Source organism: Roseiconus lacunae (assembly GCF_008312935.1).
GTDB lineage: Bacteria > Planctomycetota > Planctomycetia > Pirellulales > Pirellulaceae > Stieleria > Stieleria lacunae.
Window position 1 is genome coordinate 390,438 of sequence record NZ_VSZO01000012.1, and the last position, 23,612, is coordinate 414,049.

General features: G+C 55.9%; 21 protein-coding genes. 16 read left to right on the forward strand and 5 right to left on the reverse strand.

Annotated features, from left to right (window positions below):
• Positions 1–13 precede the first annotated feature (13 nt).
• The 3 genes from FYC48_RS17660 to FYC48_RS17670 all read right to left on the reverse strand — a co-directional run bounded on the left by FYC48_RS17660 (position 14) and on the right by FYC48_RS17670 (position 2,809).
• On the reverse strand, positions 14–1,189 hold the full coding sequence (locus tag FYC48_RS17660; RefSeq protein ID WP_149498043.1) for a hypothetical protein: 1,176 nt from the start codon (positions 1,187–1,189) through the stop codon (positions 14–16).
• A gap of 85 nt (positions 1,190–1,274) precedes the next feature.
• A complete protein-coding gene (locus FYC48_RS17665; protein WP_149498044.1) occupies positions 1,275–1,625 on the reverse strand; it encodes a hypothetical protein in 351 nt (116 codons plus the stop codon).
• An 89-nt stretch (positions 1,626–1,714) separates the two neighbouring features.
• Entirely contained in the window at positions 1,715–2,809 is a 1,095-nt protein-coding gene (locus tag FYC48_RS17670; RefSeq protein ID WP_149498045.1) for a YheT family hydrolase, read from the reverse strand.
• 75 nt (positions 2,810–2,884) lie between these two features.
• Here FYC48_RS17670 and thpR point away from each other — a divergent pair, with 75 nt between their 5' ends.
• The 8 genes from thpR (at position 2,885) to FYC48_RS17710 (ending at position 9,276) form a co-directional block, all read left to right on the forward strand.
• A complete protein-coding gene (gene thpR / locus FYC48_RS17675; RefSeq protein ID WP_149498046.1) occupies positions 2,885–3,472 on the forward strand; it encodes an RNA 2',3'-cyclic phosphodiesterase in 588 nt (195 codons plus the stop codon).
• Between the two features lie 277 nt (positions 3,473–3,749).
• Positions 3,750–4,727 carry a hypothetical protein gene (locus tag FYC48_RS17680; RefSeq protein ID WP_149498047.1) on the forward strand — a complete coding sequence of 326 codons (978 nt, stop codon included), beginning with the start codon at positions 3,750–3,752 and terminating at the stop codon, positions 4,725–4,727.
• A complete protein-coding gene (locus tag FYC48_RS17685; protein WP_149498048.1) occupies positions 4,724–5,779 on the forward strand; it encodes a type II secretion system F family protein in 1,056 nt (351 codons plus the stop codon). The genes FYC48_RS17680 and FYC48_RS17685 overlap by 4 nt, the downstream gene beginning before the upstream one ends.
• Positions 5,776–6,837 carry a type II secretion system F family protein gene (locus FYC48_RS17690; protein ID WP_149498049.1) on the forward strand — a complete coding sequence of 354 codons (1,062 nt, stop codon included), beginning with the start codon at positions 5,776–5,778 and terminating at the stop codon, positions 6,835–6,837. Before FYC48_RS17685 ends, FYC48_RS17690 begins: the two co-directional genes overlap by 4 nt.
• A 1-nt stretch (position 6,838) precedes the next feature.
• Positions 6,839–7,369, forward strand: coding sequence for a pilus assembly FimT family protein (locus FYC48_RS17695; protein ID WP_149498050.1), 531 nt, complete (start codon positions 6,839–6,841; stop codon positions 7,367–7,369).
• A complete protein-coding gene (locus FYC48_RS17700) occupies positions 7,366–8,025 on the forward strand; it encodes a hypothetical protein (RefSeq protein WP_149498051.1) in 660 nt (219 codons plus the stop codon). Before FYC48_RS17695 ends, FYC48_RS17700 begins: the two co-directional genes overlap by 4 nt.
• Positions 8,022–8,453, forward strand: coding sequence for a hypothetical protein (locus FYC48_RS17705; protein ID WP_149498052.1), 432 nt, complete (start codon positions 8,022–8,024; stop codon positions 8,451–8,453). Before FYC48_RS17700 ends, FYC48_RS17705 begins: the two co-directional genes overlap by 4 nt.
• Complete coding sequence (locus FYC48_RS17710) at positions 8,443–9,276, forward strand: DUF1559 domain-containing protein (protein WP_149498053.1); 834 nt, start codon at positions 8,443–8,445, stop codon at positions 9,274–9,276. The genes FYC48_RS17705 and FYC48_RS17710 overlap by 11 nt, the downstream gene beginning before the upstream one ends.
• A 125-nt stretch (positions 9,277–9,401) precedes the next feature.
• Here FYC48_RS17710 and pyk read toward each other — a convergent pair whose 3' ends face one another.
• A complete protein-coding gene (gene pyk, locus FYC48_RS17715; protein WP_235034308.1) occupies positions 9,402–10,832 on the reverse strand; it encodes a pyruvate kinase in 1,431 nt (476 codons plus the stop codon).
• Between the two features lie 633 nt (positions 10,833–11,465).
• Between pyk and FYC48_RS17720 the strand changes: the two genes are divergently transcribed.
• The 5 genes from FYC48_RS17720 to xylA all read left to right on the forward strand — a co-directional run bounded on the left by FYC48_RS17720 (position 11,466) and on the right by xylA (position 20,356).
• On the forward strand, positions 11,466–12,302 hold the full coding sequence (locus tag FYC48_RS17720) for an SDR family NAD(P)-dependent oxidoreductase (protein WP_160149597.1): 837 nt from the start codon (positions 11,466–11,468) through the stop codon (positions 12,300–12,302).
• A 403-nt stretch (positions 12,303–12,705) separates the two neighbouring features.
• The gene (locus FYC48_RS17725) at positions 12,706–15,222 is read left to right on the forward strand and encodes a secretin N-terminal domain-containing protein (protein ID WP_149498055.1); all 2,517 of its coding nucleotides are present in this window, start codon (positions 12,706–12,708) and stop codon (positions 15,220–15,222) included.
• Between the two features lie 16 nt (positions 15,223–15,238).
• Entirely contained in the window at positions 15,239–17,134 is a 1,896-nt protein-coding gene (locus tag FYC48_RS17730) for a proprotein convertase P-domain-containing protein (protein ID WP_149498056.1), read from the forward strand.
• 293 nt (positions 17,135–17,427) lie between these two features.
• Positions 17,428–18,849, forward strand: a complete 1,422-nt coding sequence (locus FYC48_RS17735) for a sulfatase family protein (RefSeq protein ID WP_200836637.1) — start codon at positions 17,428–17,430, stop codon at positions 18,847–18,849.
• A gap of 187 nt (positions 18,850–19,036) precedes the next feature.
• The gene (gene xylA / locus FYC48_RS17740; protein ID WP_149498058.1) at positions 19,037–20,356 is read left to right on the forward strand and encodes a xylose isomerase; all 1,320 of its coding nucleotides are present in this window, start codon (positions 19,037–19,039) and stop codon (positions 20,354–20,356) included.
• Between the two features lie 173 nt (positions 20,357–20,529).
• On the opposite strand, the gene FYC48_RS17745 is transcribed toward xylA, so the two are convergent.
• A complete protein-coding gene (locus FYC48_RS17745) occupies positions 20,530–21,510 on the reverse strand; it encodes an ROK family protein (RefSeq protein ID WP_149498220.1) in 981 nt (326 codons plus the stop codon).
• 217 nt (positions 21,511–21,727) lie between these two features.
• On the opposite strand from FYC48_RS17745, the gene FYC48_RS17750 reads away from it, so the two are divergent.
• From FYC48_RS17750 to FYC48_RS17760, 3 genes are read left to right on the forward strand one after another with little or no spacing between them, the layout of a single operon-like run.
• Positions 21,728–22,324: an RNA polymerase sigma factor gene (locus FYC48_RS17750; protein WP_149498059.1), complete on the forward strand. Its 597-nt coding sequence runs from the start codon at positions 21,728–21,730 to the stop codon at positions 22,322–22,324.
• Between the two features lie 57 nt (positions 22,325–22,381).
• Positions 22,382–22,924 (forward strand): hypothetical protein, encoded by a 543-nt coding sequence (locus FYC48_RS17755; protein WP_149498060.1) that lies wholly within the window; start codon positions 22,382–22,384, stop codon positions 22,922–22,924.
• The gene (locus FYC48_RS17760; RefSeq protein WP_149498061.1) at positions 22,914–23,609 is read left to right on the forward strand and encodes a hypothetical protein; all 696 of its coding nucleotides are present in this window, start codon (positions 22,914–22,916) and stop codon (positions 23,607–23,609) included. Before FYC48_RS17755 ends, FYC48_RS17760 begins: the two co-directional genes overlap by 11 nt.
• Positions 23,610–23,612: the final 3 nt, after the last annotated feature.

A 23,612-nucleotide genomic window follows, 5' to 3' on the forward strand; every position in this document is an offset into this window, starting at 1 on the left:
ATCCGACATGGAATCAGTCTTCTGTGATTGGGTTGGTCAAAACGATGGCTTCAAAGAATCGATCACGATACGCGAGGTTCAATTGATCGCAGATTTTTGGCAAGACGCTGACCAAGCCTTGTCGGCCGTCCGCTTGCGTTTCAATACGAACCGAAGGAGTCGCTTCACCGGGAATGGACGGCAGCTCCGGCGAGACGTTTCCGATCATCAGCGTGTGTTCTAGTTCGTTCAGGTAAGCATGCATCTGCTTCGATAGTTTGGCTTCAAACTGATCGGTCATCCACCAATCGATGATCAACCCGACAGCCAAGCCGACACCGAAACCGACCGCCGTTCCCACCGGCCCGCCCAACGAACCGCCGCCGGCACCGGTCGCAGTCGCCCCGACGGTTGCACTGGCACCGGCGGCCGACCCGATCGCGATCGAAGGTGCGAAGCGAGCCAACAACCCGGCCATCACCGATTGGGCGGCGAACGCGCCGACTTCGCCGACGACAAAGGCCCCGATCATCAGTTCGACGCTGGTCGTGCCTTGGCTGGAAGCGTACTGACTGAGCGGCCCGGAGAGGTCATCGAAGAATTGGTCACCGATTTCGAATTGGGTTTCGGGGACGTCGGCGGTACTGAGCGAAGCTTGGACCTGGGTCAGCAGTTGATTCTGGTTTGCGACGATGTCGGCGCGGAACTGCAGCAACGGATCCGTGACATCGTCGATCAACTGATCGGCAGAAAACAAATGCTCCTGGAATTTCTCCTGCACATAGGCTTGAACACGATCATCGTTCTTCCACCAGCCGGCGGGCATGCGTTTGATGATGCCCAACCGGGTGCGGATGCTGGTCATGTCGTTGACAAAACCGTCGACGCCTTGGTGGTAATCATCGAGGGCGGACTTGATGCGATCGAGGCATCGCTGGGCGGCGGCTTGGTTTTGCTGACCGATGTTTCCGAGCAGCGGTTCGACTTGTTGCTCGTAAAACTTTGCCCGCGCCAAGCGACGCGCCGACTCGTCGATGCGAGCTTGGTCTTCGCGGGTGATCTGGCCTTTTGTGATCTGGCCGATTGCCTGATCGGTTCGTTCGCGATTGCGGGCGGCGTCCCAAGCCGTCGCCGCAAACGTGAGTGCGGCGATCACGCTCGCACCGAAAAGCGGCAGCAGCCAAGTGGATCGTTTGGAAATGGCAGCCACCGTTTGGCCTCGGAGGTCGCAAAGGTTTCGACGGAACAGTCACGTGCGCTGCGAAGCAACGATCATCCGATTGCACCGTCGTCAGCTACGACGCCCAAAATTTCCATTTGAAGCGTTTCTTCGGTGGCGGAGGTTTGGCGGTTGCCCCCAAGATCCCCCATTGCTTCGTCTCGCCATCGGTAATTTCGGCAACTCGCAACAATGATGCTTCGCGCAATTTCATGATTAAACGAGTATTACAATCCGTCTGGATGACTTGCACCCGTTCTTGGAACTGTGCCATCGCCGACATGATCGCCGAAAGTGCCTGACGGGCGGTCGTTTGGGCCCCAAAGTCCTCGATCACAAACACAAACTCGTTTTTCGGACGACCGATGACATCCGCGAAACGCCAGTGATCGTCTTCTTGATCCCAGCCATGATATTCACCGCTCATCACACCGCCCTCAAATCATTTCAGTCGCGGCCCCCAGCACTGTACAAGTAACAGCTTACACCAATCCGTCTTCAAGATTCAAAGTGAATTCATAAAGTCGGTGAGTCAATTTCACAATTGCTCGCTTGCGGCGAGGCGATCCAGTCGAACAGGCATTCGTCCATCCAACACCGGCCGGATCGATCGATGAACCCCGCATGCCCCCCCGTGGGTGTGACGATCAGGCGAGCCGATTCTGGCCACGTCGAGCCGAAGAAGCGATCGGCGATGAAGCATTCGTGCGGCACAATCGGATCGTCCGCCGCCGCCAGCACCAACGTCGGCCAGCGAATACCGTCGAGCACACCGACCGCGCCACACTGCCGGTAATAGTCGTCCGCACCGGCAAATCCGCTGAGCGGGGCGGTCAATCGATCGTCCAATTCGTAGAGCGTCCGGGGCATTCGTACTCGAATCGCTTGCTGAAACTCGCTACGACTGCGAACCCGCTCGGGCAACCGTTTTAGCAGCGTCCGAATGAAGTAGCGATTGTAAAAACGCCGCGACCGTCGCTGCATATTTTGACAACAACGCGCCAAATCGATCGGCGGACAAACCGCCGCGACCCGGCCGATGCGGTCAATCCAATTCGGCGTCGGGTCGAGGCCTTTGCCGATTCGGCCGAGCATCCGCAGCATCTGGTTTCCGCCCAAGGAAACTGCGATGGCGTCCATTTGCGGTGCGGCAGGATCAACCGTCTGGCACGACGCACTCTGATTCGTCATCGCCTGACCTGTCAGACTTCGCCCGGCGATACTTTGGCGACTGGCGACAAAATCGAAGGCGGCACGAACATCTTCGCTACGACCTGCGTGGCTGATTCCGTGGGCCAAATCGCGAGCGGCGCCACATCCACGACCGTCAACTCGATACACCGTCCAGCCCGCTTGATGAAACCGCCGCGTCAGACGGATCATGTAGGGCGACTGATGACAACCACTTAATCCATGAAAGATCAGTAGCGCCCTCCCATCGTCACGCCCCGACTGATGCAACACAATGCAGTCTCCATCGGGAAGCTCAACGGTGTGCTTGATCGATTGAGGTGCTTGAACAGATGGTCGCCGCAGCGAGGCGATCGTTTGCAGCGTTCCGCCTCGATAAAGACGACTCGGATGGAACGGCGGCGGCGTGAAAGAGATCATCGGATACGTTTCGCCCTTGGAAGACTGACCACCGCGAGATTGAAACAGCGGTCTACTAAAACAAAAAGATTCATTATGCAAACGATTCGAAGCTTCATTTCGATCCCCATCACCCCCGGCATCACGTCTGCCGCGTCAAAGATTATCCGAGCTTTGAAACCCGTCGATAGTGGCATCAAGTGGGTCCCGATCGACAATCTGCATTTAACGCTGAAGTTTCTTGGCGAAGTCGACAACGTAGAAATCCCCGACGTCTGTAACGCGATCCGGCGGGTCACGCAACAAATCGCCCCTTTCGAATTGCATTTTCATGGCACCGGCGGATTCCCCAACCTGGAAAAACCACGCGTTCTTTATGCCGGTATCGAAGATCCCAGTGGACGTTTGGTCCAAATGGTCGCCGACATGGAACTTGAACTCGCGGACCTGGGCTTCAAACCTGAACCGAGGGACTACCGCCCCCACCTGACACTTGGCCGAGCTCGCAGCAAAGGCGGACGCGTCAGCGCCGAATTGACCGAGGCGGCAGAATCATTTCGCGACACCCACTTGGGCGATATGGTGGTCGACGAACTGAACCTGATGGCCAGCTTTCTGGACAAGCAAGGCCCGACCTATCAAGTCATGGACACGATCGAGTTAAATGAAGACGCCGAGTCGTAGGCACGGCGTCGTAGATGCTGATCAGTGGCGTCAATGTGTCCGAGAAAAATTCAAGGTCGGTAAATAAAACTCTAGCTTTAGCGCATCTACCTGCTGTACCTCCACGACGACGAGCGCGATTTTGTCGGAGAGTGTTTTCCACGGATCGGTCCAAGAATTGGCCGTATGGCGTTAGCCACCTTTTCGCTTTGATAACCGGGGCGGACGCCGATCGGTTGCTTGATCACTCCGTTTTTCTGTACCGAAGCACACACACGCCAGCACCCTTCCCACGACGATGCCCGAGTTTCCGGCTGACCGATTGATCGCGCTAAATCGCCATGCGATCGAGGTGCTCAAGTTGGGTATCAACCTTGATCTTCAGCTTGGTGCCGATCCGATCGAGTCACTTCGAACGATCAACGATCGCCTAATGAGGTTATCGGGTCGCGAGATGACGACCGCGTCTCTGCTTGAGCAACTCGATCTTCCCAGCCATTTCCGAGCGGTCGCCGAAGCAATGATCGTGACAGAACGCCCGGTCACAGTACTAGAATCGCTGGCGATCCGCCCCCGGTCTTCCGCGTTGGCAACGATGCCACTGCGAACGATCGCCGTCGAACCGGCGATCATCTTGGTCTTGGCCTTTGTCACCCTGATCGTCATCAGCGTCGTGACCACACCGACCATCGCCGCTCAGCATCTACAACAACAAACCGATCCGTCGGCAGTCACTTCGCTTCTGATCGTACTTTCGCAAACGATGCCGATCTGGGTGACCACATTTCCGATCGCCTTACTACTCACATGGCTAGGATGGCGCAAGTTAGCACCCAAGATCGCTACGCGAATCCCCGGTGCCCATCAGCATGGGCACCTTCTGGAACGTCAAGCGAACGCACGGCGGGTGCTCGCACTCGTTGACTCGGGTGTCGCCGAAGACTTGGCGACGAAGCTACTAACCTCACCGTCAGACTGCGATCCGATCATCCGGCAAGTGATCCGTGCCGATGACGAACAATCAATCACTTCGAAACGCGACAGTTTGATTCGGATCGCGCGTCTGTATGGATTCCTTGCCCAGTACACACGTGATTTCACCATGGTGCGTATTCCGGCGATGGTCGGTTTAATGATCGCGAGTTCGATCGTCGTTTTGCTTTCGCTGCTGTTGTTTCTCCCGTGGGTTGATGCGTTGTATTCCGTCAGTGAATTCTCGATCGAGACATTCCAGCCAGGCGGCAACGGGGTCTCAGTAGGGAGGCCGGGGCGATGAGTGCAATTAAGGATTCTGACAACCGGCAAGTTCTCTACGATCGGATCGAAACCGTCCGGCAATCCGACCAACACTGGAACCGAAACCTGCAATCCGTCGCCGACGCAATCCCGGATCCAGCCGTTCGCGGACACCTGAATCGATTGATCCGAATGGGCAAAGAAAACTTTAGCCCACAAACATTGGTCGCACAGTTTCCGGATTTGTTTTGGCTACTCACGCTTCGATCCGATCGAGCATCGGCGGACGCGACGACAATCATCTTAGAACAATCGGCCTATCAGTCGGCGGCGAATCGACGGCGACTGCAAACGCTGGCCTACCCGATCGTGGTGGCAACGATGGCGATGTTACTCGCGATTGCGATCAGCTATTTCGTCGTGCCACCGTTCGACGAGATGTTTCGCGAATTCGAGTTACGAGTTCCAAGTCCCACAAAAATCGTGCTTGGATTTTCATCAATCGTTACCTCGCACCCGCTCGTCGCACTGCTGTTCGTGGTCCTTGTCGTCGCATTGTGCTGGCTAAGCACGATGGCGATCACGCATGGCATCTTCGCCAGAAATTGGTTCCGTTTCGGCGATCGCGGCAAAGGACTCGCCCGTAGTGAACTCGCTCGACTTGCGGTCCAATTGGCCGAACTAGTCGACGAAGGAATTCCAATTTCTACGGCACTGCGAATCGCTAGCGCATGCACCCAACAACATCATTTGTTTTCTTTATTGGTCGATACCGCCAAACACATCGAACGATCTCGAAACAATGCGATGGAAAGCAACATAGATCGATGGCAAGACCAAACAAAGAGTGGCTTACCGGCCAACTTTCAATTGGCGATCGGAATGGCAGCCGGTACCGACACTGCGACTTCTGACACGACGCTTTTACGAAGTTTGTCCAACAACTATCAAGAACTGTCCGTTTCCCAATCCAGCCTACTATCGATCGTGATCAGTATTTTAACACTCATCGGCATCGCCATGATGGTCGCCTTCGTTGTGTTCGCGTTGTTCCTTCCAATGATCTCGCTCGTCACTGTGTTGTCATCATGATGCGATCGATTCGTCGACTCCTTCCCGACGGGATCATCGGGCCGCCGACCGAGAGCAAGCGTCGATCGTTGCTGCGATTGCTCTTGGTCGCGTCGAGTCGATCGATCCCGACCTCGGTGGTGACATTGAATTTAGCGTCCGAATATCGCGATCGATATGGGCGTAAATTGGAACGTTTGGCAGTCTGGTTAAAAGCGAACAGCTCGCTCGGCGCGGCGTTGACCCATACGCCAGGCGTTTTGAGTGAGAACGACTCGCTCTTGATTCGCTGCGGATCTGAAGTCGCTTCCGATGAATCTGTAGTCCGATTTATTCTCGAACAAGACGATGCTTCCGGACTGGTCCGTTCTCAGTCGCGAATCAATCAGGCGATCGGTTACACAATTGCGTTGCTATTGATCTCGCTATTGACGATCACTTTTTTGACCCTGTTCATCCTGCCGACCATCATTCAGATCTTTGAAGAGTTTGCATTAGAACTCCCACCTGCGATGCTGCTGCTCGTTCAAGCGTCGCGAGAACTTGGTTGGCTATGGCCAGTTTTTGTCGCGATCAGCATGGTGATGGTGCTATCGCTAATGTTCGAAGACGTTCGGCGCAATCTCGCGGACCGAATCCCATTTCGATGGTTGCCGGGTCGGCGTGAGCAAGAATGCGCCGGTTTGTTGCGACTCTTTGCGTTTCCCACCGAGCACGGCCTACCGCTGGCCGACACGATCACATCCGCGGCGTTGCACCACCCCAATCGGTCACTTCGCCGAAAGTTATTGGAGGTTCGTAGCCGTTCAAACTCCGATTCCGAGTGTTTCAATTCTCTCGCCGGCATCGGCATGATTGGAACGGACCACGCCCTCAGCTTAGCTCGGATTGATGACCATCAAATTCGATCATGGGCGTTGCTTCAGCTCGCATCGCAACTCGAAACACGTACAAGGTTCCGACGAGATCGCGTGATCCGTGTCGCCCAGTACCTGCCGGTTTTGATCGTCGCGATTCCGATAGCGTGGTGCGTGATTGCGATTTTCCAGACGCTGACCCAATTGATCCACAGCCTCTAAGATGCGAACTTCACTCCGATTGCCAGTACACCGATCAAGCCACCGCGGTTCAGACCGTCGCGGCTTTACCTTGTTGGAAGTTGTTGTTTCGATCAGCTTGACCGTCGTCATGATCGGCATTGTCACCCCAATGGTCGTGCGGTCGATGCGATTATGGAAAGACACCCAGCGGTACCAACTGGCAACGGACGAACTTGCGATTCAACTCGACCGATTGATCAGCCTTCCTCCGGACGAACGATCCGAAGCCATCGAACAACTCGCCGTCAATGATGCCATTGCAGCGCAGTTCCCGGGCGGCACGCTTTCGGCGGACCTCGTTTCAGGCAACCGCGAACAGCGTTTGGTACTTGCGTTCAACTGGGAACGCCCTGGCGATCCTCCCCCCATCCAACTGATCGGCTGGATCAATGCGACTGCGATCGAGGCGACTGCGATCGACCGCTCTGCGGTAGACACTTCGACGGACGAAACGAACGAAGCAATCACGCCTGCTGGCGATTTGAACTCCGAATCGGAGGCTACGTCATGATCACAAGAAGACCTCATCGCCTTGGGTTCACCCTGCGTGAAATCGTACTCTCGCTTTCAATATCCAGCACCGTGATGATGCTTTCGACGGGGATGATTCGCCAGGCGTTCTCCTGGTCCAAAGTCGGCCAGCAACGGACTCATGATGATCAGATCTGCTATTTGCTTTCGACCGAACTACGAAGCCATCTCCATCTCGCACGTGAAGTGACACTGGTACCTGACACCGATGCTTCGTCAACGCGTGTAACGTTGCAATTGGGCGACGACAACAAAGTCACATACGACGTCGATTCGAATCGCATCGTGATGAAACAATGGCAAAGCGGAACGATCTCCAGAAGAAACGACTATGAATGGCGAGTCCCGCGTGACCCCGATTTAACTTACGACGAATCGACCGGTGAATTTCGCCTACGGCTATCAACCGCGACGCCATTGGGGCACCGAAAAACAAGACTGCCCCACCCTGAGTCGATCCCTGTCGCCGCGGTCCAAACGTCGACTGCTGGGCGTGTGACAAGCCCGACAAATGGTACAGACAGGCAACAAGACCGAACGGATTCATCGACTAGGATTGAAACTCCGGTCTGGCGAACGATTCAAGCGATCACCGGACTGCGACTTCGGTACCAACGCGCGGAGATCGGATCATGATCCACCGCCCCCATTACGCGCGACAAGATTCGCCACGGTCGGCAGCCCATCGCAACAAACGTCGATCGGGAACGATCACTTTGTGTGTGTTGGCCTGCATGGCGATCGTCGTTTCGCTTTGCATGACACTGTTGCATTCGGCAAACCGATCTCGACAAGAAACCAAGCTTCGCCACCAGATGGAACAGACCGAACGATTCTTGGACGCCGCCATCTTACGTGCGGTCACCCGTCGCCGAGCGGATGAACAATACAAAACGGAAACCTGGCGAACCGAACTTATGTTTCAGGGACGAGCGATCGCCGCGACCGCCGAGATCAAGGTCGATGAATCACTGGAGGTCACGGTCCAAGCCCGCCTGGGAAGTCTTCCTCAACAAACTCAACAGTCGTACCAATTTCAACTGAGATTAGAAGATGAATCGTAAAGCATTTACTCTTGTCGAGTTGCTGGTGGTCATTGCGATCATCGGTATCCTGATCGGCTTGCTCTTGCCCGCCGTACAAGCGGCACGTGAAGCGGCGCGACGCATGTCCTGCTCAAACAACCTCGCCCAAATCGCCTTGTCGATTCATCACTATGAATTTGCGATGGACCATTTCCCTGATGGCGTCACCGATGATGGCCCGATCCGCAACGAAATCAACGGGGGCAAACACATCGGCTGGATGACACGCATCCTGCCTTACATTGAGCAACAGGTTGCTTTCCAAAAGCTTGATTTTGACAAAAGCGTTTATGACCCGGCCAACGCCGAAGTTCGATCCTATGACGTGCCACCTTATACCTGTCCCTCCAATCCGCATGTCTTCGGAAGAGATCTTTCGCCGCGAGTCGCAACGAGCACGTACGCCGGATGCTATCACGATATCGAGGCTCCGATCGCGGATGACAACCATGGCGTGTTTTACTTGAACAGTTCGACTCGGTTTTCAGAGATCACCGATGGAACGACCAGTACGATCATGGCCGGAGAAACACTTGGCGACAAAGATGCCTTCGGATGGGTCAGCGGCACCCGAGCGACATTACGCAATACCGACCAATTTTCCGACGTTGGGATGCAAACGTTTCTTGACCGAGAACTATCGGTCAACGAAGTCGGCGGATTCGAGAGCTATCATCCCGGCGGAGCCAATTTTGCACTCGCCGACGGGGCCGTGGTCTTTCTATCCAATCGCATTGACCCAAAGATTTTCCAACTGATGGGACACCGTTCCGATCATGAGTTGTTGCAAGAGGACGAGTAATGTTGCTGCGTGAAACGATCGAACGCAGCAAACGAATGACACCGCGGTTGGCGTGATGTTTCGTCGTGGTTTCACGATAAGCCGATTGGCGTTAGCCACGGTTGAAACGATCGACTCCGTTGTGATTACTCAACCGAGTGGACGACAACGGCGTTGTGAGCTTTTTCGACGACGCCGCTACCGGTCACAAAGACGATACGGTCACCTTTTTTAAGCTGCCCGTTTTCCTTACCCCATTGACTGATCTTGGCACGGATTTCGGCGGGGCTGGCCATCTTTTCGATGCCAACGGGGCGGATCCCCCAGAACAACTGGATGCGTCGTAGCGTCGCCGGACAGTCACTGACCCCCAGCGTTGGGATCGAGCTTCGCGATTTGCTTTTCACCCATGCGGTCCCACCCGATCGCGTCGCAATGATGATCATCGACGCATCGATCGCTTCGGCGATACTGATCGCCGCATTGGTCACCGCCGTCGTGATCGGGTGAACGCAGTGACTGACGGAGTGGTTGATTTCATGAACCAAATTTCGCTCGGTAACTCGCATAATGCGACTCATCACCTCGACGGCCTTGATCGGGTGATCACCGACGGCGGTTTCACCACTGAGCATACATGCGTCGGCGCCATCTAAGATTGCATTGGCAACGTCGCTCGCCTCCGCCCGCGTTGGCGTTGAGTTATGGTGCATCGATTCAAGCATCTGCGTCGCGACGATGACTGGTTTAACTTTTTCTTTGCAGACTTGAATGATCCGCTTTTGTGCCATCGGGGTTTCTGCGACATCGATTTCGACCCCCAAGTCACCGCGAGCGACCATGATTCCGTCGGCCGCATCGACGATTTCCTCCAAGTGCTCGAGTGCTTCAGGTTTCTCGATTTTGGCGATCACGAACGCATCACAATCATGAGCTTTCAACACATTCTTCAACGAATAAACATCTTCGTCGCTTCGAACGAACGACAAGCTGATGAAATCGATCCCGTTTTCGGCAGCCCACATCGCGTTGGCGATGTCATTCCGCTGCATCGATGAAACCGAAAGCTTGACACCTGGCAAGTTGATTCCCTGGCGACTACGGACCTCCCCCGATGCCGTCACTCGGCACGTTGCCCGATCAGTACTGACCGACTCGACCACCAATGCGACCATCCCATCGGCCAACATTACCGTGTTACCCGGCTGCAACTCGTCGATCAACTTGGGATACGTCGCCGTGACTTCAAAGTCATTTGCCGGTTCGCCTTCGCGGATAAAGGTTAACTCAGCACCAATATCAAGCTGCAAGGGTTCCGACTTTAATTCTCCGAGTCGAATCTTTGGTCCGGCCAAGTCCAAGAGCACGCCGGCAGGACTTCCGACTTGTTCCGAAGCAGCGCGAATCGCTTTGAGCTTTTTCTCATGATCGGCGATTTTTCCATGAGCCGTGTTGATCCGAAAGACATCGACGCCGGCCTTGATTAGTTCTGCGAGTTGCTCCGGCGTGTCGCAAGCGGGGCCGACCGTCGCGACGATCTTCGTACAGGATTGGTGGATTGCGGGCCGAGGCATCATTCAGAGTTCCAGATCGAATAGACAAGTTTTCGCCGCAAGTTTTACAACGAGAATGACTTTTCGCAATCGTCGTCTTTCCGATGGTGCCTCGTTCATCGCGATAGATCGACGTCGACGAGAACTTGATCACACAAATTCATGTCCTATCACCAACAAACCTTCTGAGAACGAACAGTGACTTCCTGAGAACAGACTTCCCGAGAACAATGATTGCGAACCCTCTATCATCGAATCAGACCTTCGCAAGCCGAACGTACTCGCGTCGGGCCCATTCCCGATTAATTACAGGACGAGCGAGCCGAACGACGAGCCAAGCGACCGACGTTCGGCTCATCAGTTGGCATTCAGCGGTTTTAACAAGGTTTTAATCAGTATGGTCGTTTTGAGTTTCTTTGTTAACGTTTTACAATCCTCGCTTTCCGTCATGGTGGTCGACGTTGTTGCAGCATGATCTCCACGAGTTGCTGCTTCGCGTTTCCCGGATCGCAAAATTCGGTTCCAGCGTTGTTCTGCTCAGTCTTCGGTCTGCCTAATGCGACCTGTCTGACGCGACGTGATCAACGTAAACTCCCCTGCCCTGCTCTACCCTGCTCTGCTCTGCCCTGCTCTGCCCTCCACCGGAATGGACCATTGATGTCGCGACCGCATGACGCCTCTTCGAAACCGGTCGCCTTGATCACCGGGGGGTCGGCCGGACTCGGCTTGGTCACTGCCCAGACCTTTGCCGCGCGAGGTTTTCATGTTGCGATTGCCGGACGCGACCTTCAACGGATTCAACAGGCGTGTGAATCGATTGCTTCATCAGATGATTCAGTGCTTCCCTGCGTCGGCGATGTCACTGACCGCGATGACTGTTCGCGCATGCGAACCGAGATCGAACAGCGTTGGCGGCGGCTGGATGTGCTGGTCAACTGCGTCGGTGCCAGTGACCGCGGGCTGACAATGGAACTGGAGCCTGACCGAGTCCGTGAGCTGATGGAAACCAACGTGATCGGCACCCTGGTCTGTACCCAAACGATGATGCCACTACTGATCCAATCCGGTGGCAGTGTGGTTAACATCGGATCTTTGGCTGGCAAAGTCGGCGCCCGTTTTCTCGGTGGCTACAACGCCGCCAAGCATGCGTTGACCGGATTGACCCAGCAAATGCGATTGGAACTTCGCGAGCATGGCGTCCATGTTGGCTTGATCAGTCCCGGTCCGATTCGCAGAGACGATGCGGGCAGCCGCTACGCCGATCGCGCCGGCGGCGCACTCCCGGAATCCGCTGCGGCTCCCGGTGGTGGCACCAATTTCAAAGGTCTCGATCCGCAGCTTGTCGCCGACGCCGTATTTCGCTGCGCGACCAAACGTGTCCCCGATTTTGTACTGCCGAGGTACATGAGAATTTTGATTGCCGTCGGTAACGCGAGCCCCCGCCTAGGCGACTGGCTGCTTTTGAAGTTCACCAAAAGCGGAAAAAAGTCCTGAAATGCTTTATTGAGATCCAGCCCCGCCCAGATGAATTTTTTCGTCATCGGGGCGCAATTCTGGCGTGCCTTCGCAATTCTCATTTGCCCATAGCTCCAATGCCAGCAATCGAATTCGGTGATCTGGCCTCGGTCGAAAACGGATCGCGGTTCAACTTTGCATCTCGCTCGCCACGTTCTTGCTGAGCGACTATACTGCAGCGTACCCACCTACGGCCCGTCGTCGCCGTCCCCACCCTACCCCAATCGATTGTTCAGTTTCGCTTGATCGATCCGTGATCGATAACACCTTCGTTGCAGCGGGGTGAACGAAACTGCTCGCCGCCGGTTAACCGGTGGCAATCCCTCGCCCTCAGTTGGTGACTTGCCAGAGTCATCGATGCTCCCACTCCCTCCGCAAGTCCATGCAACGAACCAGCCTCCACACCGCATTCGTCGTCGTGATCGGAGTGATCGCCGCCTGCGTCCAGCCGATCCAAACTGCCCGCGCCCAGACAAGTGCCGCCGCCGACGCCGTCCCGGCGGGTGACCGGCCAGCGATCGTGCGTTTCTCGTTTAACGGCGTCGCATGGCGTGAAGTCATCACGTGGATTGCCGAAGAAGCGGGATTAGCGCTGCACGTCGATTCAGTGCCCGCGGGTAGCTTTACCTACACTGACCCACAACCGTTTAGTCACCAAGATGCGATCGACCGCATCAACCTGTTCTTGCTTCCCCAAGGCCATACGCTCGTCCGCAGTGGGAATTTGTTGTCGGTGATCAACCTAAGCGACCCGCGAAGTCTTCAGCAACTCGACTCGCTCGCCGAATTGGTACGCCCCGATGATTTGAAGACCCGTCCCAAACATGACGTCGTCAAATGCTTGTTTCCACTCGGCGAACTCGCCGCAGAAGACGCCGTCGAAGAATTATCGGCGATCAAGCTAATGATGCAGCCCTCTGTGTTCAGCAAGACCAATCAACTGTTGGTCACCGGCACGGTGTCGAAGTTACAGAGCGTTAAAATGGTGCTCGATTCTTTTGAACCATCGACACTGGACAACGGGACGATCGTTGCCAGCTTTCAGCTTGATCACGTCAATGCCGAAGACGTGCTGACCGTCGCACGTCCACACCTAGGTTTGGCAACCGGCGAGATGATCGGTATCGATGTCAGCTTGTCTTCCGACATTCTGGGCAAGAACATTTTTGTCACCGGCGTCGAAGACAAAGTCAAACTGATCGAGCGTTTGGTTCAATCGGTTGATGTCCCTGATGATTCACTGACGGCGGACACGTCCGATGCCACACTTCAGGCGCACGAAGTCGTTGGCGGCAACGTCGATTTGGCTTATGACGTTCTACAAACACTGCTTGCCGGACAAGACATCCGACTGTCGAAAAACGAAACCGCCGGAACGATCGTCGCACTGGCCCCGCCAAAAACCCAAAAGGACATTGCCGACGCCGTGAGCCAACTGGCGGCCGATGCTGCCACGTTCGAAGTCATCACGCTGAGCAAAGTTGATCCTTATGTCGCGATCGGCTTGATCGAAGAAATGTTAGATCTGTCAACGTTATATGACGACGATGACGACGACTCGGAGGCCCCACCAAAGATCGACGCGGATCCAGAAAATCGACGCTTGTTTGTACGAGGAAAACCGGCTCAGATCGAAGAGATCAAACGGATCGTCGAAGGGCTTGATCAGAAGTCCCAAAGCGGCACCGATGGCGACGCGCGCATCCGCTTGCTGTCACTGACGGGGAATCATGCACGTCAAACGCTCGCCGCAGCGGCCCGATTCTGGCGACTCCCCAATCCGATTTTGTTGATCGAATCCGACCAGGCGTCCAAGCCTGCCGAACGAGTCGTCTATGATGCCCCCAGTGGTGGACCGACGAATGAGTTGCTGGACATCATGGAAAGCAAGACACCGGAGAATTACGTTTCTGCCGGAAGTCGCACCAAGATCTTGGATAGTCCGAAAACCGATATCACCAAGACTGCCATCGAGTGCCAATTGACCAGCCGTGGCTTGCTGATCCAATGCGATGACCTTTCGGTGCTCAATCAGTTTGAAACCCATCTAGAAACTTTGGCCGGTCCAAGCGATCCGGCGACAAACGAACCGATCGTTTACTATCTCAAGTTCACCCGACCGGTCGACGCGATTCGAATGCTTGCCGAATTGCTTGACGGCAGTGCCGCAGTTAGTTCGGATTCGCTGATCAACGCGACCGTTTCTTCCCCGGGATCGTCACTGGGCAGCTTGATCACCAATCGTGATGGCACCATCACATTGATCGCGGGCACGGCGACCATCGTCGCCGATTCAAGACTCAATCGCTTGATCGCTCAAGGGACCGCCGAAGACATCGCAAACGTCGAAAAATACCTGCGGATCATCGAAAAAGAATCGAGCATCACCGAGATCGAAACCTTTGGACGATCGCATATCATTGAACTGGTCAACACGCGAGCGAGCGAAGTCGAAACGGCGATCCGCCAAGCGTTTGCCGGACGGGTCGTCGAAGCGGTCTCACCGGCGACCGCCGCGGGTGACGGTGGCAACCGCCCCCAGCCGGCCAGATCGAATGACGACAACGGGCAAGATCGCGATCGAAAAGCAGACAGCAAAAAGCAACCTAAATCGGCATCTAAGCAAGCGATCGACCTAGAACCCAAGATGACATTGGCCGTCCATGAGCCCAGTAACTCACTGATTGTCACCGCCCCGGATCATCTGTTCTCCGAAGTCCAGGAACTCGCCAAGACGATCGACCAGCGCGGCGAGCAAACCGTCGAAGTCTTTTCGTCGAGCAACGACGAGGTGATGAGCGCGATCCTGCAAGAGCTGTTCGAAGGTGGCTCGTCATCACGGTCGCCGTCTCGCGGCTCCTCTTCCCGGGTATCGTCCTCCCGTTCACGCGACCGTTAACCCCGAGGCCGTTCGGATGCTAAGTCACAACAAATTGCGATTTACAAAATTGCGATTTACACTCGCCGCTTTGGTGCTGCCGTTTGCCTGCTGCGTTCTTTCCGCCAGTGCGGCCTTCGGTCAAGCTGGGTTGCGTGAATCGCTTGAGCGGATGGACCGTAACCAGGACGGAATGATTTCGCCCGATGAAATCACCTCGCTATCGCGCCCCTATCTAGAACGCGTCGCCGAAGCTCGACGGATGTCTCTCGAACGCACCAACCGAATTGACAAATGGCAAGAAGCCGCGCGGATTTATTACGCGATGAAGAACGGCTCCGATCGAGACAGCGTTCGTCCGAGTCGTGAAAAGACCACCTTAAAAGAGTTCGGGCTCGGCGATGATGAGATCATGGTGCCCGAGTTCGGGTTACCCACCGTCAAGTATCCGTATACCCCCGACGATCTAGACGAAGCCGAAGATCAAATCCGACGCTACGACCGCAATCGCGATGGCTATTTGGATCGCCGTGAAGCCGCCCGTGGCCGCTGGTCGCGGCTCGATCCGTTTACGATGGACTTCAACAAGGACGACCGGTTAAGCCGAATGGAGCTCGCCCAGCGATATGCGCGGCGGCGGAATGTGAGCGACGATGCCGACCAATTGATTCAGCGCGCTCGACGCGTCGGCAATGGTATCCAGCCATCAATCAGCGGAGACCGTGGCAACTCCGAAGAACGTGAACGCCGTGATTGGTATCGCCGAGGCGGCAACCGGTATTGGTTGACGGCATCGATCCTGGGCCGGTTCGATGAAAACCAAAACGGGCGGTTGGAAATGAACGAAACGATCGATTTGGGAATTCCCTTCGGTGCCATCGATGCGAATTCCGATGGGGAGCTTTCCCGCGAAGAGCTTTTTGCCTACATGGAAGACCTTCAAGACCAAACCGGTGACTTGGTCGATGGCCTGCCGGGATGGTTCTACGAATTGGACATCAACCGTGACGGCCAAGTCGACCTGACCGAGTTTGCGGCCGAGCCGACCGACGCTCGCGTCGACGAATTCGTTCAGCTCGATGCGAACAGCGATGGGTTGCTTTCGCCGATGGAGATTCTTTCTTCGAAATCGATGACGGGCGGAGTTTTCGAAAGCCAAGAAGCGGAGGTGCTACCGCCGCGTAAGACGATCGTGTCAGAAATCGAAATTGACGAAACGTTCATCGTCGCGGATCTAAATTTGAAACTTGCGATCACACACACATCGGTTGATAACCTGGACGGGTATCTAACCGGGCCCGACGGGACTCGGATCGAACTGTTCACGGCTGTCGGTGGCCGCGACGACCACTTCGAAGACACGGTCTTTGACGACCAAGCTTCGGTGCCGATTAACAAAGCACGGCCGCCCTTTAACGGAACATTCCTGCCCGAAGGCGTGGTCAAACGCGGGCCGGGCTTGAGTTCGTTTAACGGTAAACCGATCACCGGAGTTTGGCAGCTCACCATCCGCTGCTCACGCAGCGAGCGCTTTGGCATGCTGCACAAATGGTCGTTGATCGCGCGTCCCGATGAGGAGCAACTGATCGGACAACCCTCCGATCCCGCGGCCACCGACGACACGGAACCTGCGGGAACCGATCAATCCGCTGCCTTGATACGTCCGTCCGACATGGGCATCGGTGAGAGCCTGGCAGTTGCCGGTGCTGAGAAATCGTCCGCAATGACAATTGAATCTTGGACGCCGGAACAAAAAGCGAAGATCGCCGCCCGACTCCGCAAGCCGTCGCCCGAGCAATGGGACCAAATGAGCGACGATGAAAAACGTGCCTATGGCGAACAACGTCGCCTAGCAATCGAAGAATACAAACGTGCGTTGGGCAAGCGCGCGTTCGCAACGTCAGCTGCGGATGAGAATCGCAGTCGCAATTAGCCTGCGAAATGAACGCACGGTGAGGTTGAGCTTGCTAGACTGATCTCCGGTCATTGGTCCCGGCAAGTGATTTCCCGCGGCAAATTTGAATCACCGCGGCAAGCCCCCTGCCCTTCCCCGGGAATTGTACGCGGTGTCCGTTACGTCTCGGGCGTATACAACAGCCCGACGTAAGCGCGTCCGGATCGCCATTAACGCGAGCGCGCTAGGCAGACAACTTTCGGAGACGTTCTCAATGGCAATCGGCCGGCAGCCAACACCGCCGGCTCCGTTTTCAGCTTCCCTCCTGCCCCATGATCAAGCCGATGTTGCGTGCGTTCCTGTTTCTGTTTTCTCTGTCAGTGATGTTGTCATCATCACTTTGTTCGTCAGCACTGCTTGCCGCCGATCGACCGAACTTTGTTGTCATCTTTTGTGACGATCTCGGCTGGGGTGACCTGGCATGCTATGGGCATCCCACGATCGCAACCCCACACCTCGACCGAATGGCATCCGAAGGTACCCGGATGACTCAGTTCTACGTTGCGGCGAACGTCTGTACGCCCAGTCGCGCGGGACTTTTAACCGGACGCTATCCGGTCCGAAATGGGATGTATGGTAAACGTCGCGTCTTGTTCCCTGATTCGGTTGGCGGCCTTCAAGACAGCGAATGGACGATCGCCGAAGTTCTTCGCGAATCTGGGTATCGCACCGGGATGGTCGGCAAATGGCACCTCGGTCACCTGCCGCAATACCTACCGACCGAACACGGTTTCGATAGCTACTACGGAATCCCATATAGCAACGACATGGACAAGGTTCCCGGCAAGAAAGGCCGGGCCGTGTTTGCCGATCCCGATTATCGCGACTTCAATGTCCCGTTGCTGGCCGGCACCGCTGGAAACGTGCAGCAGATCGAGCGTCCGACCAACCAAAATACCATCACGCGGCGTTATACCGAGAAGGCCGTCGAATACATTCAACAGAACCAAAACGAGCCATTCTTCTTATACCTCGCGCATTCGCTACCGCACGTCCCTCTGTTCCGAGACGAAGCGTTCGAGAATCATTCACTCGCCGGCTTGTACGGTGATGTGATCGAAGAGATTGACTGGAGCGTCGGTCAAATTTTGGAACAACTACGCAAATCGAAACTCGATTCGAACACGCTAGTCGTATTCACTAGCGACAACGGCCCGTGGCTGACATTTGGTGATCAAGGCGGATCGGCCGGCCCACTACGCAACGGGAAAGGGACAACGTTTGAAGGCGGCCACCGTGTGCCCGGTCTGGTCTGGATGCCAGGAACCGTTCCCGCCGGACGCGTCCACCATGGCCTAGCCAGCACACTGGATTTATTGCCAACGTTTGCTTCGATGGCAGGTGCATCATTGCCCGAAGACGTGACGCTGGACGGATACGACTTGCGAGAAACCTTGACCGGTGATGCACCGTCACCGCGCGATCGTTTTTTCTATTACCGTGACGACCGTTTGATGGCGGCGCGTTTGGGGCGCTACAAAGCCCACTTCAAAACGCAGGACAGCTATACCAAAGACAGCCGGATCGTGAACGATCATGACCCGCCGCTGCTCTATGACCTGTTGATCGACATCGGCGAGAAACGCAACATCGCCGACGCAAGACCGGAGGTTTTGTCAAAGCTCGCCGAGGCGGTACAGTCGCATCGGGACGGCATGGTTGTCGCGCCGAGCCAGTGCGACCGCAAGCCGTAACATGCTTGACGATTAGTAATAAATCACAGCAACGCGGTGAAATAATTACGACGGGTCTGAATCGCTCGGATTCCCGCCGAAATACCGTCTTTCGCAAGGCATTCCCACCTTGCGTCGGGCGTCGTGACGGTTGAAACTTCGGCTTGATCAACGAAGTTCCCCTTCACCTTTCCCCCGTTTGTTTGCCATGACTGCTTTTCCAGACATCCCTAAGATCGAGTACGAAGGCCCTCAAAGCGATAACCCACTCGCGTTTCGATGGTACAACCCCGAAGAGGTCATCGAAGGCAAGACGATGAAGGATCACTTCCGATTCTCAATCGTCTACTGGCACACCTTCCGCGGCACCGGCAGCGATCCATTCGGCCCCGGTACCGCCGACCGGCCTTGGGATGACGGCAGTGAATCGGTGGAGAACGCACAAAAGCGTGCTCGTGTCGCGTTCGAGCTGTTTGAAAAACTGCAAGCTCCCTACTACGCCTTCCACGACCGCGACGTCGCCCCCGAAGGCGATTCGCTGGCAAAGTCCAACGAGAATCTTGACGCGGTCGCGGACGTCTTGTTGGAAGAACAGCAGCGCAGTGGCATCAAGCTGCTCTGGGGCACCGCCAACATGTTCTCCAACCCACGCTTCATGCATGGTGCCGCGACGACTTGCAACGCCGACGTGTTTGCCTATGCCGCCGCACAAGTCAAGAAAGCTCTGGAAGTCACGCAACGTTTGGGCGGAGAAAACTATGTGTTTTGGGGTGGCCGCGAAGGCTACCAGAACCTTTACAACACCGACATGAAACGAGAACTCGACCACTTGGCCAAGTTCTTCCACATGGCGGTCGATTACGCCAAGGAGATCGGCTTCAAAGGTCAGTTCTTGATCGAACCCAAGCCGAAAGAACCGACCAAGCACCAGTACGACAGCGATGCTGCGGCCTGCTTGAATTTCTTGCGTGCCTATGACCTGAAGGATCACTTCAAGCTGAACCTTGAAACCAACCACGCGACGTTGGCCGGTCACACGATGATGCACGAAATCGATTATGCCGGGTCGCAAGATGCCCTCGGCAGTATCGACGCCAACACCGGTGACACCTTGCTCGGCTGGGACACCGATCAATTTGCGACCGATTACTACCTGACCACGCAGATGATGTACTACATCCTCAAGCACGGCGGTCTGGGCAGCGGTGGTGTTAACTTTGATGCCAAGGTCCGGCGTGAATCCTTCGAACCGATCGATTTGTTCTACGCTCACATCGGATCGATGGACGCTTACGCGAAGGGACTGAAGATTGCCGCGGCGATCCGCGCCGACAACGCGCTCGAGGGATTCATCAAAGATCGCTACAGCAGCTTTGACAGCGGCATCGGTGCGAAGATCGAATCCGGTGACGTCGACTTCAAAGACCTCGAAGCGTACATGCTCGACAAAGGTGAAGTCGATGCCAACGTGAGCGGCCGTCAAGAGCTGCTCGAAAGCGTCGTCAACCGCTACGTCGACCGCGTCTAAGCACCGGCTCGAAAGATGTCAGCCAAACGCAAGCGCCAGGCCTGCGTCTACCAGCCCACGCCTACCGGGACTGGGCTCGCTGCCAGCGTCGTCGGCTGATTAGTTGGCAACAGTCCATTTTCGGGAAGACTCTGCTTCCCGAAAAAATGCCGTGACGACAGAAACACGATGACCTACGTCGCCGCGTGACCTTCCAATTCCTGGCGGGCCCAAGCGGCGGCGCCTTTCACGCCCGCATCGTCCCCAAGTTTTGCCGGGACGACTTTAAAGCGATCTCGGTAGGGACTCATAACATGCTTGCGGGCGGTCTTGGCGACCGCACCGACCATCAGATCTTCCATCGCTTCGACCAAGCCGCCGCCGAGCACAATCGTGTCGGGGCAAAGCAGGTGAATCGTATTGACGACCGAAATCCCGATCGATTCGCAAGCTTCTTCGATCAAGCGGCGAATCACCTTGTCACCTCCGTTGATCGCGTCGGCCAACGCGCCGCTGCGGATATCTGACAAATCCGTACCGGCAGCCTCGGCAAGTGCCGGCGCGTCGCCTCGATAAGCCGCCTTGGCAGCTTCGGCGGCGATCGAAAGCCGGCTCGCTTCGGCCTCCAACGTTCCAGGCAACTCGTAACCGCTGCTACGAGTACTGCTGCTGATACGGGTATGTCCGATCTCCATGCAACTAATGCCATCGCCTTGTAAAATGCGGCCTTCGTAGACACAGGCCCCGCCGATACCCGTGCCAGGGAAAATCCCGACGGCACAGCGTGACCCTTTGGCGGCCCCGAACTGGTATTCTCCGTACAAGCCCGCATCGACATCGTTGAGCACGACCGCGGGGCAATTGAATTTTTTCTTCAGATAATCGCCGACTTCGACATCGTCCCAGCCCAAGTTCGGGGTGGTCAAGATGCGGCCTTTCTTAAGATCGATCGGACCGGGGCATCCAATCCCGATGCCACGAATTTTTTTTTCGCCCAGTTCGTTTTCCTCGATCAACCGTTCAATCGTTGAACCGATCCGAGCGATCCCGCTATCGCTGCCCTCGCGACCTTTGGTTTTGCGGCGGCGGCGTCCGAGGACCTTCCAGTCGCTGTCATAGGCGATTGCCAACATCTTGGTGCCCCCAAGGTCGAACCCCACCCAGATTTCATCCATTTGGTCAGCCATCGTTTCTCCGGCATGTCGTACAACGGTCATTCGTGCTGCTTATCATCGTGCCCAACGCTAGTTCATGGCAGTGGTGGGGACGGATTTTCTTTACCTCGGCAGCTTTTTCACCCGCTGGCGACGCAGTGGAAAAATTGGGCAAAAACGAAAATTCTGGAAATAACGCAGCACGCCAGCGCAATGCATTGTTGAGCGTCGGCAAACCATGAGTGGAAACTCGCCCCCCGCCGACGGCTCGCCGCCACAGCCGAATCCGCCGGGAGGTCCCGCATCGCCGAAGAACGAAATTGAAGCCTGGAATGAGGTCCTGGAGGCTTCCCGAGGTGGCTTGCGAGCATTCCTGTCGACGAAGTTGCCACAAGCGGCAGACGTCGATGATTGCCTGCAAGCGGTTTCGATTGCAATGCTTCGGATGCCCCCAGATGTCCCCCCGCCCGCTCGAAAAGCCTGGCTCTTTCGAGTGGCCGCTAACCAAGCCGCCCTATGGTGGAGAAAAAAATCCGTGGCCGACCGAGCCTTGGAGACGGCCCTGCGATCGGTCCCCCCGGCAGAAGCCGGTCAGCGTCATTTCGCCGACACCGATCCATTAGAAACCGCCGAGGTCCGGCAACGTGTTCGCCAAGCGATCGAACGACTCCCCGAATCGACGCGAAAGATCGTCCGATTAAGACTCCGAGACGGGAAACCATTCCGAGAAATCGCCGAGCAACTCGACATCCCACTGGGCACCGCCCTCACTCGCATGCGCCGGGCGATGGACCAATTACGAATTGAACTCAATGACCTTCACGAACTTGACTGATTGCCGAAGGGCGAAACCAACGTCGCGGCTTTACCTGTCAGAACCGATCGACCGACCATGAACCAAACCTCCGATTCGTCCTGCATCGACCAGCGACAACGCTGCTCGGACTATCTGCTCGGCGAGATGGGCGATGACGAAGCCAGCCGTTTCGAAGCCGACCTGACCGTCGATGACACGCTCCGAGCGGCGTTACTAGCCGAAAGCAATTTGATTTGCCAAGTTGCCGATCAACTGACCAACGAGACGCCCTGCCCTACCCTGCCCGCGTCACCGCGTCCGGCATCGGTCTCGCTACAACCACTCGCCATCATCGTCGCGGCCATCGCTGCGGTGGTGATGATCGCCGCCGCAATCGGCTGGGCCCCGTCGCCGCAAAACGAGGACTATGAATTCCAGCTCGCAACCGCGTGGGCCGAACGCATCGAAACATGGCAGGCACCGCCTTTGGTCGTCGATCAATTCAATGCTGACTTGCCCGTCGAGTTGGTTGCCGCAACCGCCGACGATCATGAACTGACCGGCGACGAAGACGCGCTCGATTGGATGGTCCTTGCGATCGAAGCAAGCTTGCTGGAGGAGAACCGCAATGAAGGTTGATCAAGTCGCACATGGTTCCTCGGCTCTAGTCATCGCAAGCGTCTTGATTGCCGCTTTTTGGTCTAGTGCCACGTTGGCCGCCGACTCAAGCGAATTCGGCCTTCGGTTAGTCGGGCAAACTAACTCGCAATCCGACGCCGATCAAAACAAACGTCCCCGGACAATCGCCAATCCCTCCGCCGACGAACGCAAGCGTCCGGGAAAGGATGTCGAGCAAAACGTACTCGACATGGTCGACAAACATCTTCCCGAAGTCAAAACGCTCCTCGATCAATTGCGCAAGCGGGCGCCAAAGCAGTATGACATGGCGATACGAAGCCTGGCACGATCTGCGCGCCGTTTGCAAACCGCCGAAAAACGCGGCGAAGAAGCCTTTCAGCTTGAATTGCAAATCATCAAAGCGCAATCGTCACTGAACCTGCTGATCGCGAAGCTCAAACTTCGTGATAGTGAATCCGACCGCGAAGCACTCGCCGCGGCAACCGAGAACCTAGCCGAAGCCGAACTAGCCAAAATGAAGCATGATTTGGCGACGCTGAAGTCCAGGATCAAACGCATGCAACAGCAAGTATCCGAAGCCGAAGCAAGAATCAAGACTCGTGAGTCGGACTTTGCCGCGATGTTGAAAAAGAATCTTGAGTTGAATCTGCGAAAGACGGGTCGAAAACCCAACGTTTCCCAGTGAATC

Bases quoted from the DNA above. Each gene is read 5' to 3' on its own strand.
- FYC48_RS17670 (WP_149498045.1), bottom strand. From the start codon at position 2,809: ATGATCTCTTTCACGCCGCCGCCGTTCCATCCGAGTCGTCTTTATCGA.
- FYC48_RS17735 (WP_200836637.1), top strand. From the start codon at position 17,428: ATGATCAAGCCGATGTTGCGTGCGTTCCTGTTTCTGTTTTCTCTGTCA.
- xylA (WP_149498058.1), top strand. From the start codon at position 19,037: ATGACTGCTTTTCCAGACATCCCTAAGATCGAGTACGAAGGCCCTCAA.
- FYC48_RS17695 (WP_149498050.1), top strand. From the start codon at position 6,839: ATGCGAACTTCACTCCGATTGCCAGTACACCGATCAAGCCACCGCGGT.
- FYC48_RS17750 (WP_149498059.1), top strand. From the start codon at position 21,728: ATGAGTGGAAACTCGCCCCCCGCCGACGGCTCGCCGCCACAGCCGAAT.
- FYC48_RS17730 (WP_149498056.1), top strand. From the start codon at position 15,239: ATGCTAAGTCACAACAAATTGCGATTTACAAAATTGCGATTTACACTC.
- thpR (WP_149498046.1), top strand. From the start codon at position 2,885: ATGCAAACGATTCGAAGCTTCATTTCGATCCCCATCACCCCCGGCATC.
- FYC48_RS17705 (WP_149498052.1), top strand. From the start codon at position 8,022: ATGATCCACCGCCCCCATTACGCGCGACAAGATTCGCCACGGTCGGCA.
- FYC48_RS17690 (WP_149498049.1), top strand. From the start codon at position 5,776: ATGATGCGATCGATTCGTCGACTCCTTCCCGACGGGATCATCGGGCCG.
- FYC48_RS17665 (WP_149498044.1), bottom strand. From the start codon at position 1,625: ATGAGCGGTGAATATCATGGCTGGGATCAAGAAGACGATCACTGGCGT.
- pyk (WP_235034308.1), bottom strand. From the start codon at position 10,832: ATGATGCCTCGGCCCGCAATCCACCAATCCTGTACGAAGATCGTCGCG.
- FYC48_RS17760 (WP_149498061.1), top strand. From the start codon at position 22,914: ATGAAGGTTGATCAAGTCGCACATGGTTCCTCGGCTCTAGTCATCGCA.
- FYC48_RS17745 (WP_149498220.1), bottom strand. From the start codon at position 21,510: ATGGATGAAATCTGGGTGGGGTTCGACCTTGGGGGCACCAAGATGTTG.
- FYC48_RS17755 (WP_149498060.1), top strand. From the start codon at position 22,382: ATGAACCAAACCTCCGATTCGTCCTGCATCGACCAGCGACAACGCTGC.
- FYC48_RS17700 (WP_149498051.1), top strand. From the start codon at position 7,366: ATGATCACAAGAAGACCTCATCGCCTTGGGTTCACCCTGCGTGAAATC.
- FYC48_RS17710 (WP_149498053.1), top strand. From the start codon at position 8,443: ATGAATCGTAAAGCATTTACTCTTGTCGAGTTGCTGGTGGTCATTGCG.
- FYC48_RS17685 (WP_149498048.1), top strand. From the start codon at position 4,724: ATGAGTGCAATTAAGGATTCTGACAACCGGCAAGTTCTCTACGATCGG.
- FYC48_RS17720 (WP_160149597.1), top strand. From the start codon at position 11,466: ATGTCGCGACCGCATGACGCCTCTTCGAAACCGGTCGCCTTGATCACC.
- FYC48_RS17680 (WP_149498047.1), top strand. From the start codon at position 3,750: ATGCCCGAGTTTCCGGCTGACCGATTGATCGCGCTAAATCGCCATGCG.
- FYC48_RS17725 (WP_149498055.1), top strand. From the start codon at position 12,706: ATGCAACGAACCAGCCTCCACACCGCATTCGTCGTCGTGATCGGAGTG.